We start from the raw sequence: 17,420 nt of genomic DNA, 5'->3' as shown, positions 1-17,420 counted from the left end.
AATAGTTAGCACTTGTGATGTGACTATCAATAAAAATGAGATTCTAATTCATTTTTTCATTATACTCCTCTAAAAGGAAAATAATATTACCTGAAGTATCAAATATCTTCAAGTGCTTATCATTAAAATCATAAATAAACTCCCTTTCTCTTGATTTTTCATCTTCTTTGAGAAGAAGAATGTTATCATTCAATTTCCAATACCCTTTTTCAACTACTTCACCTGATCTTGAAATAGCGAAAATATTATCAGGTAAAAATTCAATATATGCATTGTCTCGGCCTTGAATTTTCCATTTTTTGAGAAATGCCTTTTCTGATACTTTCTGAATAAAACCTTCAAGTATTGGTGCTCTCCTTTCTAGCTGTAGTAGTTCTTCAATATCTTTGCTTTGCAGATATAGCATTTTCCCCTTTAGAGAACAGTCAAATACAATTTCATTTTCTTTATTGGTTTGTTTTAAAATGAGTTGATGTTTTTTCGTGTTCAATGACCATGACCCGGTGACTTCTGAAGTTTCTTTTTTTCCTAAAGAGAAAGTATAATCGTCATTCAGTACTAACTTATCTGCTTTTGTACCAAATACAAACCACTCTCCATGAATCGTATTTTGGGTAATAGGTTTCTTTTCATCTTCTAAATAAATTATATTTCTCACAGAAACCTGCAGTAGTTGTTTGTTTTGACTAAAATGATATTTCTTTACCCAATTCCCCTTTTGATCATAATCGTATTCAAAGTGATTTACTTTCGACTTCCCATCTTGAAAGTTTTCTTCTACTCTCTTAGTAATATCTCCAGCACTATTGAGCTCATATTTTATACTCCTTTTTCTTTTACCTGTTGGAAACTTATCCATCATTGAAACGATCTTTCCTCCTTCTTTTCTAATGTCACTGATCATATGTATCTCTCCAGTTGTATCCAACTCTGTCACAATATAAAGTGAGTCTCCTTCATATTTTCTCAAACTAGTACGTCTGATTTTTCCATCTTTACCATAATACGTTGTTTCCATCACCTTATCATCCTCTATTCTATTCTTGAACTTTGACTCAAGTTGATGATCAAAAAAACTAGACTTCGAGATCAAATTACCATTTGCATCATACACATCTTCGATATACCAAAACACTTCTCCCTCACGATTGATATATTCCTTCTTCACCCTATTATTTTGTGAGTTATAGGTCGTAATATCGTAAGATAAATTATCCTCATATTTTATAGAATACCCTCCCTTACTCAGATTCGCGTAATATTTTTTCTCGATGATTTGAAATACATCCCCTTTGAGGTGCTTACTCTTTGTAAGATTGTTGGGAGATGAAGTGATACAGGACGATACTCCTGCTACTAGAAGTAAAAGTAAATATTTTGTCATTTCTGTTTTCAGCTAAAAAATAAAATTAGATTGGCTGCAAATATACAGATGTATTAAGTAATACAATAAATTAAATAATCAAAAAAAACAAAGACTTCTGATAAATAACTAGAGGTCTCTGTTTTTAATTGATCTTTCTTCAAGATTTCATAGGGTCTACTTTCAAGCTTCCTTCCTCTTCGTTTTTACCTTGAAACAAAAAGAAGCAAACAATTCAAGACCTTGAAGGCACTACCATTAGAATTGGATAGAAAGTCCACATTTCTAAAATGCCGAAAATTTAGTTTACAGTATACTAGTACACTGTAAACTAAATTTTCGTTAATTAATATTACTCCTTTTACGAAGGATTAATGGTAGTGTGTTGTGGTTCGCGAGGACGTTGCAATGCAACGTCCCTACAGAACTGCATTTTAGAAAATTATTATAAAACCTTTGTCTTTTAACATGTAATCAGACCATCATTTAGTAGTATCTCCCTCGGCCTTGAAGGGAAAAGCGTTCAGAATTCCATGTATTGAGCCGTTAAAAATGATTTTGTTGTTTGAGCGCAGCGAGTTTAAAATCATTTAGGCGAGAGAAATGGAATTTAGCTTTTGACTTCTAAGCCTTGAATTTTTTGCTTCGTTTTTGTTTCAAGACAAAAATGAAGAAGAAGGAAGTTTGAAAGTAGACCCTATAAATGCTTGCAGAAAGGTCTATTAAAAGTTGACGATAATTTAGTTTACAATGTATTTCTTATGCAGTTTTAAAGCGTAAATTGATCCATTAGCATCGCCAAAGTAGATCGTTCCGTTATCAATAATTGGAGTAGACAAAATAGACCCTAGGTCTAAAATTTTCTTTTCCGCTCCTTTTACATCTTGACCATACAACTCAAAACCTGCTTTAAAATGTCCTTTTTTATTATACACATTATGGTAGTTCATTTGACTTCCATATGTCTGAAATAACTCCTTTAGTTTTCTTTTTGATTGATCAATTGTGTATAATTTCCCATTGAAACACCCAAAATAGATATTGTTTTCATACAAAATTGCTTCTCCATAAACACGCATGTTTAAAAGGTAAGAGGCTACCTCAGTACCATCTATGGCCGAGAAGCTACCAAACCTATGAGAATCTGAAGTACCAACATGTATTCTATCCTCTACCACTAAAGGAGTTGCAATCACCCAACTTCCTGTTTCTTTCCTGTTCCAAACACCTCTTCCTGTCTCAGCATTTAAAGCGTAAATATTATAGTCTCTGCTGCCAAAGATGACCGTATTATTATATAAAGCTGCTCCTTTTTGAATTTCTCCAATAGGGAAATATGCATCACCAACAGTTTTAAACTTCCAAATCAAGCTACCATTTTCAGCATCAAGTGCATAAAAATAGCCGTCAAAACTTCCGATTAAAACTTTATTTTGATGAACCAATGGAGTAGCATGCACAATACCATTTGTTTTATATTTCCAGATCAACTTTCCACTTTGTGAATCGATAACATAAATATGTCCGTCACCACTCCCAACTATTACTCTTCCATTATCAATAATGGGAGAGGATAGAAAATAATCCCAAATATCTTTACGTTGTTCACCTTCGGTTTTGAATTGCCACTGTACTTCTGCACTCTTGCTATTAAGAGCATAGATCCATCCATCTGTACTATTAAAGATGACGTTGTTTGCATAGAGAAGTGGTCGGGATTTGATTTCTCCTTTGGTTTTAAATTTCCATTTCAATTGACCATTTGCTTTATCCAAAGCATACAGACAAGAATCATTACTTCCTATGTAAAGAGTATTGTCATCAATCACAGGAGAGGAATATACTCCTCCTTTGGTTTTAAAATCCCATACCAAAGCATTTTGTCCATAGAGAGAAGAGGACAAAAGAGTAAGTAGTAGTAGTTTACAAATTTTGTTCATTTGCTTATTATTTATTACTGAAGTATTTATTTAAAAGTCGTAGTAGTTGTGTTGTGTGGGTAATTTAGTGAATTGTGAACTATCAAACGATATTTCTGCAAGCTTTCTCTCTTCTACTTCCCAAACACGCCAAAAAGTTAATGTTGTGAAGCAAAAAGCTAAGAAAGTTCAGTAATAAAAATATATGGAATAAAATGCTTTATTTCATTAATTAAAAATCATTTTATTGGTCTCCTCATTAAGTCTTCCTTCTTTGATCAATACTCCGTCTTCTGTATACGATGCATGATAAATAAGCTTATCGTTTTTATAGATTCGATGAATTTTTAATTGACCTGATGGATACCACTTTTTACTATCACCCTCTCTTGTTCCTTGTGCATAAGTTATAAGTGTTTCTAATGTATCAGTATTTTCAAAATAAAAGATTTCCTCTCCCTCAAGTAATCCATTTTTAAAAAATTTCTTGCTGTATATTTTGTCTTTTTGTTCTTCTAAAAATTCTAAATATTGCCCTTCAACACGTCCATCTTTATAGAAGCATTCTACTTCCTTGAAACCACTATCATAAAAAGACTGATATTGCCCCTCTCTTTTTCCATCTACATAAAAGCACAATGTTTTTACTTTTCCATTCTCATGAAAAGCCTCATACTTCCCTACTTTTTTTTGGTCTTCGTAGCGTACTTTTTCCTGTAACTGACCATTATTATAATAGGTCAATTCATCTCCCCTTCTTTTCCCTTCTTTGTATTCACGCTCTACGAATAGTTGGTTGTTTTTATTGTAATAAAAGTACTTCCCATCTTTCAGTCCATTGAGGTAATGAATCTTTTCTTTGACGGTACCATCATCGTAATACTTTATATATTCACCTTCCAATTTTCCATTTTCAAAATGAGCAACCTCCTCAATTTTTCCATTTTCGAAGTAATAATAACTTGTTCCTTCAGGAAGGCCTTCTTTATAGTTTCTCAAATAGCTTAAAGTACCATCATCGTAATACTTTTTATGCTCACCAGATAACTTCCCATTAGCATACTTCTTTTCAGAAATAATGACACCTTCATTGGTAAACTTTTTAAAGTCTCCATGCTTTATACCTTTATCATAGGTTTCAATCCTATAAATAAGATGATTGTCTTTGATGGATTTGAAGTAGTATTTCCACTCTCCATGCTTCTCACCATTCAGAAGTGCCCCTTTGGATTTAACTAATTTACTACTCGCATAATTCACCTGTTCCACTAGACTATCTTTTACGACTTGCCCATGAAGTATTGAAGGTAAAGAGGTGGTAAAAAAGAAAAGCAGGATGTGTATTTTATTTTGAAAACGCATATTGAAATATAAAATGGGAGATTGAGCTTTTAAATTATAGTTTTCATTGCAATAAAAAAATAGACGGTCGTATAAAATAGTATTTGGGTCGTGAGTTTATAATAAAAACTTCTAGGGATATTTACGTAAAACGTTCTTCGAAATAAAAAGTCAAGGCCTTGAAGACAAAAGCTAAGTTCCATTCCTCTCACCTTAATGATTTTAAACTTGCTAAAGTTCAAACAGCAAAATCATTTTTTAAGGCTCAATACATGAAATTCATTACGCTTATCCCTTCAAGGCCGGGGTAGAACTACCAAACTACAAGAGCTATCTTCCATTGGTTACACCTTCACCCTGATGCACCAAATCATTGTATTAATGATTAAAGAAGATTATACAACCTCCAAATTCATTTCTGTCTTCAGGATAAATTTCTCTACCACTTCGGCAACTCCGTCATCATTATTAGAAGCGACAATAACATCTGCTTTAGATCTAAGTTCGGGGGTAACATTGTCTACCCAAACACCTAAACCTGCATATTCTACCATAGAGAGGTCATTACCGGCATTTCCTACTGCAATAATTTGTTCTCTTTTGATCCCTGTTGTCTCTGCTAACATTGCCAAAGTAGCCGCTTTATCAATACCCGTTTGTGTTACTTCTAAGAAGAACGGTTTTGAGAAAGAAATGCTTAATTCAGGAAATGCTTTTTCTAATAATGGTTTGACTTCTTGAAGTTTGGAAGGATCCTCCAGCATAATACACTTTACGCCTTCAAAATCTACTGCTTCTTTAAAATCCGTCACCTTCTCAAAATCCATTTTAGTAAGGTCAATTTCCACCTGAATATATTCAGAATGAGACGCACTGTAAATACTATCAGAAGAGTAGGTGATGATATCTACGTTATTCTTTGAAGCAAAATCATATAAGTCATGAATATTTTGGACCGATAAGCTTTGAGAGTAAATGACACTTTCATCTACCATATCGATCAATGCTCCACCATTGTAAGAGATGATGTATGAGCCATAGCGATCCAACTCTAATTCTCTCGCGTAAGAGAGCATTGCAGGAGTAGGTCTACCAGAGGCCAATACCACTTTTACCCCTTCATCTTGTGCTTTTAGCAGCATTTCTTTGTTCCTTTCAGATATGATATGATCATCCGTTAATAATGTATCGTCCATATCAAGGACTAGCATTTTATAGCCTAAGTTCATTTAGATTTAGTTGATTCGAAACACACGATTTAAATTAGATCACATAGTTACTATATTATTCTCAAAACTGATGTTAATGGATTATAAGGTTAGTTATTAATGTTTACTTCTGTTAGGTGGTTTATGGTAAAAGATTTTACAACGAGAATAACATATATACGCTAAATACAAAACCAAATAGGTATTTGCTACATTGTAAACTAAATTACCTTTTGCTTTTAAAAAGTCTTTAATAACTTTGTTAAGAACTGATTCAAATGAATCAGCTCTTTTTGAACTATTGTTACAATTCATTTTTTTAAACCAATTCTCACTTCAACTATGAAACTTTTTTTGCTACTACTTGTATTATTCTCTTTAGCAAGAGTTACAACAAGCCAAGCTCAGTTTTTACCAAACATCAAAAAACCTAGTGATATGAAAAGATATCAACTAGAAATAGATGAACTAAAAAATAGAACTACAATTTTTGTTCTCCCTTCAATTTATGATGAACACCATTACTATCATATTCTAAAAGAAGTATGGACATTCAATGAATTTAAAGTTATACCTGCTTCAAGTTATGATCCTATCAAATACGGTACTCCAGAATACCTTGTATATCATTTGGTTCGTGAATCATTAAAAGTAAAATATGATAATAGTGCGGTACACGAATGGTTTTATACGTATTTTGCTTTACATACTTTTGATGAAAAATTTGCCGAAAAGTATATTAGAATTCATCAAAAATATGCTAGAAAAGACTCTTATTCTACCAAGATAAATGTTCTTTATGATACAAATTCAAAAATGTGGCTTAAAATATTTGTGGGATTAGAAAACCCTTCCAGATTAGCCAATAAGAATATTTTAAATACTTTGTACACCCAAAAATGCATGGTGAATTTTTCATTAGGACATTTTAAAAACCAAGCACAACAACTGAATTTAGCTTTAGAAAATTATAATTTATACAGAAGAAGCTTAAAGGATTTATCTATAGTGAATAAGGATATTGTCAATCTCAAAAATACCGTGCTTTATGTAGATGAATTTGTAGGGGTGAACAATGAAAAAATGTATAAAACAAAAAAAATTGGTCAACTCTTAAAAAATTACCCTTACGAATATAAGATAGTCAAGAAAAAAGATATTGAAGCACTCATTCTTGAAGGGAAAGATATTTACTACATGACATACATTAAACAATATACTCCCGAAAAGATGTTTTGTGTAACATCAGCTAAAACAGGCAAGGTAGTTTACCAAGACGTAATAGTACCAAAGATGTATACAAGAACACACCTTAAAGAAAAGCATCTGAAAAAATTCATTAATAGTTTAGCAAAGATGAATAAGAAAAGTTTGGTAAAATAGATTATACCGTAAAGAACTCCCGAATGCCTCAATGTTATTCGGGAGTTTTTAGTTATCAACAAGAGCGACCTCCTTACACATAAAAAAGAACCTCTGAATTTGAAGATAAAACCTACCCTAAAATATCAATTCCTTAACACTGAGCTAAAGATTCTTAAAACAACATCCTTTACCTAACGTAATACGTTTATCTATTTGTAAATGTTATCCAATAAAACAGCAACTATTAATTTATAATTATGACTCTGTTATTCTATGTTATCGTCTTTGTATGTATTGTGTTTAGTGTATTATCATTATTCCCAAAACTTCAGGAAAATTTCACTTTCCTAAAACCTAAATTTGGTATGCTCTCTTTCGCTTTTGCCATTTTCTCAATTGTTTTATCCAATGCAATTATGTGGGCTGAACCTGGATATCAGTATTTTGTCACTTACCCTAACGGTCAAAAAGCTGCCATCATGAGTGAAGGTTATCATTTTACATGGTTCGGCAAAGTACAACCTTGGAGCAAGTATATCGACATCACTACAGAAGATGTAGATGATGATGACAACTCATCGATGAAGCCTGTCAATATTCGTTTTATTGACCAAGTAACGGCACTAGGATATCCATCGGTTAGGGTTCAAATGCCTAATACTGATGAGGCTTTTATTGATGTAGCCGTAAAATTCAGATCACAAGAAAACCTTGTTGCAATGACCTTAATTCCAACAATTAGAGAACAATTGGTCAACACTGCATATATGTATGCTGCACAAGATTATATTTCTGGTGATGCTCAATCCTTCCGTCAAACTTTTGAAGAGCAATTGAAAGATGGCTCGTATGAAGTTCGAAAAATTGAAACCGCTGATACTTTATTTGATCAATCAATTCAAAAAGATGTCAGAGGAATCAAAGAAATTCGCAAGAAATATCTTGTTGAAAAAGTGGCAGATGAGCAAGGTAGGTTTAAAAGAATACCAAATGAGATTTCTGAAAACCACATTCTAATTTCTCAAGTCGTTTTACCTTCCATCGATATGGAATCTTCATTCAAAAAGAGGTTAGAATCTCAAAGAGATGAATCGGCCAAACGTCAGTTGGAGATTCAAAGAATTGAAACGGCAAAGGCTGCCCAATCAAGAATTTTAGCGGAAGGAGAAAGAGATAAAGCCGAGGAAAGAGTAAAAAGAGAGAAAGAGCAAGTCTCTAGTTTGATTGCTATCGAAACGCAATTAAAACAAGAGGAAACCAATAAGAAATTAGCCAAAATAAAATATGAAACTGCTCAATTAGAAGCAAAAACAGAAAAGATTATGGCTGAAACAAAGGCTTATGCCAACAAACAATTGGTATCTTCTGGATTAACACCTGAGCAAAAGTCACTTTGGGAATACCGTAAGGACTCTGTAAAATGGGCCAATATCAGTAAAATCAAATTGCCGGAGCAGTATTTTTCTGGTCAAGGTGGTAGCAAAGGAGGTGATTTACTTTCTACGATTATTGCTGGTCAGATCGCTACTTCTAACATGAAGAAATAAGGTAGATTAAGTCATCAGACATCGAACTTCAACTTTAGAGTATTATGTACTTTAAGGTTGGAGTTTTTTATTTCTCTTATTCCTCAGTTATTATCTTCTAAGAAGATCCAAAAAATATTTCTTCCAAAAAAAATCGAGAAAAGTGTGACTTTTAGAAATGTCTGCGAATAATAAGGTAAACATTAAGATAATGGATACAATAAAATTTACATTCACATAAAGAACATTGAATGGAGGCAAACAGAAAAAATAAATTCATCTCGACGATAAATTCACACAAGAAAATTATTTATAAAATAGTGAATTCATATTGTAAGGATGTTGAAGATCGCAAAGATTTAGAGCAGGAAATTATTATTCAGTTATGGAATGCATTCGATAAATATAATCCTGAATATAAATACTCAACTTGGATATATCGGATTGCACTTAATGTCGCTATTTCGTTTTACAGGAAAGAAAAGAAATGGTTTACCAATAATGATTTTTCTAGTGTAGAATCAATTTACAGTGTCGTAGACGATAAGGAAGACGAGACAGAATTAGATCACAATATTAAGTTATTACAAAAGTTCATCAATGATTTAGATGAGTTAAATAAAGCACTGATGTTGTTGTACCTAGAAGAGAAATCTTACGAAGAGATTGCGGAAATTTTAGGGATCTCAAAAACAAATGTTTCTACAAAAATCAGTAGACTCAAATTAAAATTAAAGAAGGAATTTCAAAAAAATAATAGATAATGGAAGATATAGAATTAAAAAAAATAATGGAAGCATATGATTCAAAGTTAGATAAAGTGCTTCAGGTCAATGATTCGGCTGTAGATGAATTACAAATGGATAAACCTCAAAAAAGTAGAAATAAAATTATTCGATCTAGAATTATTGAAGTGATATCCTTTAGCCTTTTGGTGCTTTTTTCAGGCTGGTATATTGCCAATAATTGGGGGCAAACACATTTAGTAATTAGCGGTATTATTGTCCATTTGTTTACTTTGGTTGCTTTGATTGGAAGTATAGGGCAGGTTGTATTATTACAAAAAATTGATTTCTCAAAACCAATTGTGGAAATAAGGAAAAAGATAGAGCTTGTCAACGCACATGGGTTGTTATTTATGAAATTGGTTTTTCTTTCAGCACCCGTTTGGTGGGCTTATGCAATTGTTGGGATTGACCTATTTCTTGGGTTTGATTTATTCCCTCATTTGGACCTCGATTTTGTGCAAAGATATTTAATCTTCAACTTCCTTTTGATTATACCCCTATTGTGGATTTTCAATAAATTATCTTACAAAAATTTACATATAAAATGGGTAAGGAAAACCATAAAATTATTTACAGGAACAAAAACAATGAAAGCTTTAGAAGCTATCAACAACATCGAAGAATTTGAGAAGTAATTCATTTGTAGTATTCCATGATTAATCGTCCCATCACTTTTGTTAGTGATCACCCGTTAGGTATCACTAACAACAAGTAATACCGACAATCAATTTTAATGATCAGTAGTAATAAAATAATTGGTAAATTTGGAGCAAATACAACAACAAACTTAATCACTAGAAAAAATGTCAGGAATAAAATTATTTCGTTTTATAGCTCTTCTAGAAGGGATTTCTTTCCTATTAATTCTATTTGTTTCAATGCCTTTGAAATACATTGCAGAGATACATGAACCAAATCAAATTATAGGAATGGGTCATGGAGTTTTATTTATCCTATATATAGCTCTTGTCTTATATATTCACATCACCATTAAGTGGGGTTTTAAGAATAGTGTTTGGGCATTTTTGGCTTCATTAATTCCATTTGGAACTTTTGTGGCAGATAAAAAGATATTTAAGGAATTTGATAAATAAGCATTCGTCAGCTATTCATTGATATTCCTACAAGTTTTCAAGGTACTACTTCCAAGCTAATTGGACAGAATGTCTACTGGTATGAATGTTAAACGTCAGTGCCATTCGTGCCTTACAGATCATCAGAAATCTCCTGATTTCTAATTACATTTAGCGATGTAAAACTAAAATAATCCGATAAAACACATCTTAAATGATGATTTTATCGGATTACTTTTTTTGGTGAAGATATTATTCAATTATTTGATTTCACTCTAAAAAAAGAGGGTCGGTTTCCTTTCAATTGTATTTCTGAATCAAACAAAATATCATAATATTCTTCTATTTATACTTTTGATGAAGCACAAAAAAAACGTGAACTATGAATGAAGTCATGGGCAAGTGATATTGAAACCATCAACACTTTAGTCTTGATGAGATCACTTTATCACCTACCCATAGTTTTTAAATATGGTGCAAGAAACACCTAGTCACTCTATTCATTATTCTTTAGATTACTTGATCTGAATTTTTATATGTTCAAGAATAGTATTACTCTGAATATTCACGATATAAATTCCAGCTGGCAATTCACTCACATCCAATAAATCACCTGATTGGTAATTCAATTCTTCAGAAATTAATACTTTACCATTTGTATCACTTATTTTAATCTCATAGCGACCATTTGGTAAGTTATTGAATTGAATAAAGTCATCCGCTGGTACTGGATAAACTGATATTTTATCTTTCAAATTGTCCGTTAATGATAGAATAGTAGCTTCTATAGTTACTTCTGTTGATGCTATAAAACCACCATCTGCCGTTGTTACAGTAACAGTTGCCGTACCTGGAGATATTGCTGTAATCATTCCTAATTCATCAACAGTTACTACTTGATCATCTGATGTGGTCCAACTATGATCCAAGTTACTGGCATTTTCTGGAGTAATTGTCGCTGATAATTGATGTGTTCCACCAACGATTAAACCCACTTTTGATTCAGATAAACTTACTCCTGTCACCAATATTTCTTCTATTATTGGATTGACCGTAAATACAATTTTATCTGTCAAATCACTTTCACTCGAACTTGCGATTACCTCTGCATTTCCTGATCCTACTGCTGTCACCAAGCCAGTATTATCTACAGTAACTACATTTTCATCTGATGATGACCATGTGATTTCTCCTGAACATTCTCCGGTATAATCAACGGTTGCATTGACTGTAAATGTACCGTCAACATCCAACGTTTGATCTGAATCGGTAATTGTTACACTAGTTACAACACAAGGAATTGGGGCTGGTGCATTGACCGTAAATACAATTTTATCCGTCAAATCACTTTCTCCTGAACTTGCTATTACCTCTGCATTCCCTGATCCTACTGCTGTCACCAAGCCAGTATTATCTACTGTAACTACATTTTCATCTGACGATGACCATGTGATTTCTCCTGAACATTCTCCGGTATAATCTACTGTTGCTGTTACATTAAAGATAGCATCAATATCTAACGTTTGATCTTCAGCGGTGATCGTTACACTAGATACAACACATAGATCTACTGCAGGTTGATTTACTGTAAATACAACCGTATCCGTGAAATCTCCTTCAGATGAAGTCGCTACAACATTTGCACTACCTGAACCTATGGCGGTTACCTTTCCTTCACTATCTACGGTTACTACACTTTCATCTGATGATGACCAAGTAATCTCACCTGAACATTCTCCTGTATAATCAACTGTTGCTGTCACATTAAAAGTAGCATCAATATCTAACGTTTGATCTTCGTCGGTGATCGTTAGGTTTGAAACTACGCATGGGTCAGCAGCAATTGCTGTTTTCATTAAAATGATCTTATCCAAATTCCATTGCCATTGTTGCGTCCCAGAAGCAAGGACTTTTAATACATAACTTCCTGTATTTGTAATTTCGATACTACCATCCGCTTTTAACTCTTGATAGGCATCCCATGAACCATTATTTGGTACTGTTGTAACAATAGATTGCTCATTTAAAGTAATAGTCACTTCGGCGTTATCATTAGGAGATGAAATCAAATATTTCACTTCATAACTTCCTGCTTCAAGTTGAATATCAAATTCTACATAGTCTCCTGAATTCACCCAATTGATTCCGACTCCTTCTGCTTTATTTACCCCGAAAGGTACTTTTCCATCATCAAAAGTTCCTCCTGTTCTATCAAAATCTTCTGCCTCGATGACAATATCCTGAGAAGGTGGAGTAATGGTAAATGTAGCCATACCAATAATAGTGTCATCCACTTCAGAAGTAGCTGTTATTTCAACATTTTGTCCTGCTGAACCTGTTTTCACCTCTAATAGTCCTGTAGCACCTACGGTAGCAAAAGCATCATTTGAAGAATTCCAGATCACATTTGCATTACAAATCCCTTCTGGTAAAACTTCCGCACTTAGTTGGAGCGTTACGCCCTCTGCAATCGTTCTATTTGAAGGTAGAATAGTAATCGATGTAGGTGCAGAAGCTTCTGCAATCGTTACTTGAGAGGTCACTTCTCCTAATTCAGTGGTTAAACGTAGCGTGGTAGTCCCAGCCGATACACTGACTAAAAGTCCGTTTTCATCAATAGTCGCTACACTTTCATCATCAATTGACCATTGCACTTGATTTGGATCGCAAGCCGTTAGAGGTATTTTGGTAAATGTGACCTGTGATGTTTGACAAGTCGTTAAAGCAATACTTTCTGATAAGGAAATGGACGTTAAATTTTCACAAGATACATCTCCATTAAACAAAAACTCAAAGTGCTCCAAGTTCCATTGGTATGGAGTTGTACCAGATGCAACAACCCCTACTTCATGAACGCCTGCAGAAGCAATTGAAATTGTCTCAGCCAATTCATACGGTTCGAAGTTATCCCAACCATTATTGTTGATTGCTGTCCCTCCTTGTAACTGACTATCTACATATAAATCGAGCTTTGAATCAGCAGAAGCTGTTCCAGCAAAGAAAGTTGCTGAATAATCTCCTTCAGCAGGGAAGTAGATGTGATACACCACATAGTTTCCTGTTTTTACTGCGTTAATACCTTTCACTCCGGCTGATGGTTCATAAATGCCTAATTCATCTCCAAATTTCTCATCGAAATCCTCTGCCTCAATATAGAGTACATTCCCTACCGTCAATTCTAAAGATGCTGATACAGAAGGTGCTTCTTTTGAAGTGGCAGTAATTGTCACTTTGCCTTCAGTATTCCCAGCTGTAACAACTCCGTTTTCATCAATACTCACAAGATTACTACTCGCTGTCCAGTTGACTTCTTTGGCATTGGTATAATCAGGAATAAACCCAACAATTTCCATTGGTAAAGTACTGTTAGGGAATACTGCTGTTCGCTTCGCTAAAAGAATTTCTGTAGGAAGAACGACTACAGCTTCCGCCTGACAAGTGATGGTAAGATTTGAAGTTTCTACTGAATTATCAGCATTGGCTACCCCTTTGATCTCTGCTGTTCCTGCCTTTAACCCTGTAATCACACCATTTTCAATTGAGATGACATCAGCACCAGAAACGATTTCCCAGTTCACTGATTTATCAAACGCACTTTCTGGAATTACATCCGTTTCAATCGTTAATGTACCTCCCACTTGAACTGTTCTTAAACCATCTTTTACTGTGATTGAAGTAGGTAAAATTGGAGCTGCAATAGACAACATGCTTTCGCAAGTAGACAACGTGGAGTTTCCATCCAATAAAGACAACTTTAAAGAATAGTCTGTTCCTATTTCAGCCAATTGATCTAACTGAATTGTGATTGGGAAATACTGCTCTCCATTTTTTGTCAACGTCTCTTCGGCATCACCTAAAACGGTTGTTCCTTTTAGTAATTCAGCCTTAACAGTTCTATTCGACAAAGCATTTACACCAATATCAAATGTGTAAACATCATTACCGATTAAAGCTTCGTCGTAATCAAAACAATACACCTCTTCTGTACCACTGATCATTACTGAGACATCAATATCATCCGTAAATACTGTACCTCCATTTTCTGTATCGACAACAGTTGCCGTTATTTTTGCTGTACCGCCAATGGTTAACCCTTGAATTTTTCCCGTAAAAGCATCTACTTTTACAGCGTTTTCATTAGAACTTGACCACACCACTTCATAATTCTCAGCCGCTTCAGGAAGGACATTGACTGATAATGGCGTCGTGATATTTACTTCGGTTTCGAATGTTGCTCCTTGTGCAATAGAAACTTCAGTAATTGGAGTTGATGCATATGGAACTGCAGTCACTACAACAGATTTGACAATCGCATCATCTTCTGCAGTTGCAGTAATCGTCACCTCTCCAGCATCTGCATTAGACGTTAGCATTCCAAACTCATCCACTGCGATTTTAGTATCATCTGATGATGTCCAAGTGATCTTTTTATTGGTTGCATTTTCAGGAGTGAAGGCCACTTCCAACGCTTCTGTCTTTCCATTCATCAAATCAAAGGCTTCGTTGGTGATAGAAATATCCGTTAAAGCAATCAAGTTGGATGAATTTGAAGAACGGGCAGGTGTTGCAGACATATCAAATACTTGAAGAGAAACCGTAGTATAGGTTACTTTATTTCCACGGATTTCGATCGTCACTTCATTGCTTTCTTGTAAATACTCTAATGGAACATCTACTTCCATGGTACCAAACCAAAAGTTTCTTGAATCCTCGTACTCTCCTCTCCAATCTGTCGTATACTCTAAATCATTTCCATTCACGGTAATATAAGCTGGAACCATCGCATTTTCAGGGAATTTACCCGAGAATCTTAACGTTGCTTCACCTTGGCTTGGAACTACTACATTGTTGATTTGAGTGGTCATTGGTGTACGGCCCGGTACTTCCTTTCTAAATAATAAACCACCAATTGCTGTCGTCTCGTTATTGAGTGCCACACTCATGTATTTCTCTTCAATTGATGTTTGATCCAGTACTACATCTTTTTCAAAATTGTACACTAGAATCACTGTTCCACCACCAGAAATTGTCATTGAGCCAGGAGCGGTATTTAATCGTGTTTCATCTAAAGATACTCCACCTGTTGTTCCCTTATTTTCATCATAATACATGTATCTCTTATCGACATACTGTACTTTTGTAGCCTCCGTATCAAAAATATTTAAATCAACAGTTGCTTCATCAAACTGTAAGTTGTTGACGATAAGGTATACTTTATTATTGTCGACATAAGCATCTACTTGAATATCTCTATCTGTTGCTTTGGTATCGATACGAGTTCCATCCACATCTCTCCATAGTTCATACCATTTTACAAAGTCAGTCCAAACCCACTCACAAGAAGCATCATAAGCCGTACAGTTTGGATCTACTCTGTCCATTAATACAGAACCGTATCTTGTTGTTACATTGCCGTTGGCATCTCTTACGTCTCCCCATTCTGCTTTTACAGGGGCGAAAGGCATAGAATAAACCACTTGAGAAGGGCGCTCCAAAAATTGCATAAACATGCCATTGAAAGGACGTAAATTCTCCCATGCTTTTCTTTCCATTTCTTGGTTGTTGATCCAGCTTGAAACTGCACCAAATTCAGATAAAACAATGTCTTTTTTCTTGCCGAATTTATGGATATCATACCATTCCAACATGTCTAACATGGCTTCTACATGACCACCTGTACGGATCACGCCTTTGCCTCTTTCACCTACTGACCAATCATAAATATGGATACCATAGAAATCCATGTTATCACCACAATTATCAATAAAGCCCTGCCACATCACATCCCATTGATACCAATCTTTTGTTCTAGTATCGTTTACAGTTGAAGCTGTCATTTCTTGTAAATAAGGCATTAGATCATCAGAGAACCATTGTTCATATTGATTGTCTGCTACTCTATTGATCCCATCTTTCCAATAGAAATCGTGCATACCCCAAGTCATACCACCAATCTTCGGTGCTTTATCGCCTAAACGATTTTTCACACCTTCTGCTACGAGGTTATGGTATTCCCATAGCTTCTCTTGGCTACTTGCATAGATCCAGCTTTTTCCGCCGACCATCATCTCCATATCAGGTTCGTTAATTACTTCCCAATAATCTGGTAATGGCTCTCCTTTTTCTCCTGGAGATTTCGCAAAATAGTGGTCTAGGTATTCCGTCACCCATTCTGCAGAAGTTTCCACTTCCAAAGGTTGCCAACCGTGCCACGTTTTACCTCTTTCTCCCCAGTCTAAAGTCGGGTAAGTGGGATGAGGATTAGTTCCCTGAATCATGAAACCTTTTCCTTCGTATTGTTTCGCATTCAGTTTACTTTCATACCAGTTTATTAGCTCCTCAGCTTTAAACTTCATTGCTGAAACATCAGGTTTGTTAGGACGGTTAGGATCTTCTGGCGTATCAGAGAATTTCCAGCTCGCCGCACCGTTATCTCTTCCCCAATACACATCTAGGTCATTGATAAAGTAGTCGAGTTTGTCTTCTTGTCCATCCCAGTCTCTTTCTGTTGCTGCAGAGTGAACCGTAATGTGTCTATCTCTTCCAAAATCTGATATTCCTTCTACAGAATGAACCATATTTAGGTTCACATCTACCTGTACATTTTGAGCCATTGCTCCAATAGAAATAAAGAGAAAGAGGAATTGAAGAACACTTCTTAAAAAAGTCGTTTTAATCTTCATAATAACATTTCATTTCAAATAATAATTCTTGTTTAGTTCTAGAAAAGAGGTTTTTGAAAGAGGGGAAATAGATATGTCAATCACTAAAAAAATACCCCCCAAAAAGCTATTTTCATCATACTCAAACTTAGAATTTTAGGCAGATTTACACCCT

General features: G+C 34.5%; 10 protein-coding genes. 5 read left to right on the top strand and 5 right to left on the bottom strand.

The features are described from left to right. Positions 1-43: 43 nt before the first annotated feature. The 4 genes from IC221_RS10555 to IC221_RS10540 all read right to left on the bottom strand — a co-directional run bounded on the left by IC221_RS10555 (position 44) and on the right by IC221_RS10540 (position 5,852). A complete protein-coding gene (locus IC221_RS10555) occupies positions 44-1,384 on the bottom strand; it encodes a hypothetical protein (protein ID WP_188168946.1) in 1,341 nt (446 codons plus the stop codon). Positions 1,385-2,103: 719 nt separating this feature from the next. Beyond that, on the bottom strand, positions 2,104-3,303 hold the full coding sequence (locus IC221_RS10550) for a PQQ-binding-like beta-propeller repeat protein (protein WP_188168945.1): 1,200 nt from the start codon (positions 3,301-3,303) through the stop codon (positions 2,104-2,106). A 207-nt stretch (positions 3,304-3,510) separates the two neighbouring features. Continuing rightward, the gene (locus IC221_RS10545; RefSeq protein WP_188168944.1) at positions 3,511-4,644 is read right to left on the bottom strand and encodes a toxin-antitoxin system YwqK family antitoxin; all 1,134 of its coding nucleotides are present in this window, start codon (positions 4,642-4,644) and stop codon (positions 3,511-3,513) included. 374 nt (positions 4,645-5,018) lie between these two features. Continuing rightward, positions 5,019-5,852, bottom strand: coding sequence for a Cof-type HAD-IIB family hydrolase (locus tag IC221_RS10540; RefSeq protein ID WP_188168943.1), 834 nt, complete (start codon positions 5,850-5,852; stop codon positions 5,019-5,021). Positions 5,853-6,173: 321 nt separating this feature from the next. Between IC221_RS10540 and IC221_RS10535 the strand changes: the two genes are divergently transcribed. The 5 genes from IC221_RS10535 to IC221_RS10515 all read left to right on the top strand — a co-directional run bounded on the left by IC221_RS10535 (position 6,174) and on the right by IC221_RS10515 (position 10,604). Further along, positions 6,174-7,214, top strand: coding sequence for a hypothetical protein (locus tag IC221_RS10535; protein ID WP_188168942.1), 1,041 nt, complete (start codon positions 6,174-6,176; stop codon positions 7,212-7,214). 239 nt (positions 7,215-7,453) lie between these two features. Beyond that, on the top strand, positions 7,454-8,743 hold the full coding sequence (locus tag IC221_RS10530) for a hypothetical protein (protein ID WP_188168941.1): 1,290 nt from the start codon (positions 7,454-7,456) through the stop codon (positions 8,741-8,743). 230 nt (positions 8,744-8,973) lie between these two features. Then, positions 8,974-9,486: an RNA polymerase sigma factor gene (locus tag IC221_RS10525; protein ID WP_188168940.1), complete on the top strand. Its 513-nt coding sequence runs from the start codon at positions 8,974-8,976 to the stop codon at positions 9,484-9,486. Continuing rightward, positions 9,486-10,145 (top strand): hypothetical protein, encoded by a 660-nt coding sequence (locus IC221_RS10520; RefSeq protein ID WP_188168939.1) that lies wholly within the window; start codon positions 9,486-9,488, stop codon positions 10,143-10,145. Before IC221_RS10525 ends, IC221_RS10520 begins: the two co-directional genes overlap by 1 nt. 168 nt (positions 10,146-10,313) lie before the next feature. After that, on the top strand, positions 10,314-10,604 hold the full coding sequence (locus tag IC221_RS10515; RefSeq protein WP_188168938.1) for a DUF3817 domain-containing protein: 291 nt from the start codon (positions 10,314-10,316) through the stop codon (positions 10,602-10,604). Positions 10,605-11,098: 494 nt separating this feature from the next. Here the strand turns inward: IC221_RS10515 and IC221_RS10510 are convergent, their stop codons facing one another. Continuing rightward, on the bottom strand, positions 11,099-17,266 hold the full coding sequence (locus tag IC221_RS10510; protein ID WP_188168937.1) for an Ig-like domain-containing protein: 6,168 nt from the start codon (positions 17,264-17,266) through the stop codon (positions 11,099-11,101). Positions 17,267-17,420 lie beyond the last annotated feature (154 nt).

Source organism: Flammeovirga sp. EKP202, from assembly GCF_014534745.1.
Classification (GTDB): Bacteria; Bacteroidota; Bacteroidia; order Cytophagales; family Flammeovirgaceae; genus Flammeovirga.
This window is presented reverse-complemented; position numbering and strand designations above follow the sequence as displayed.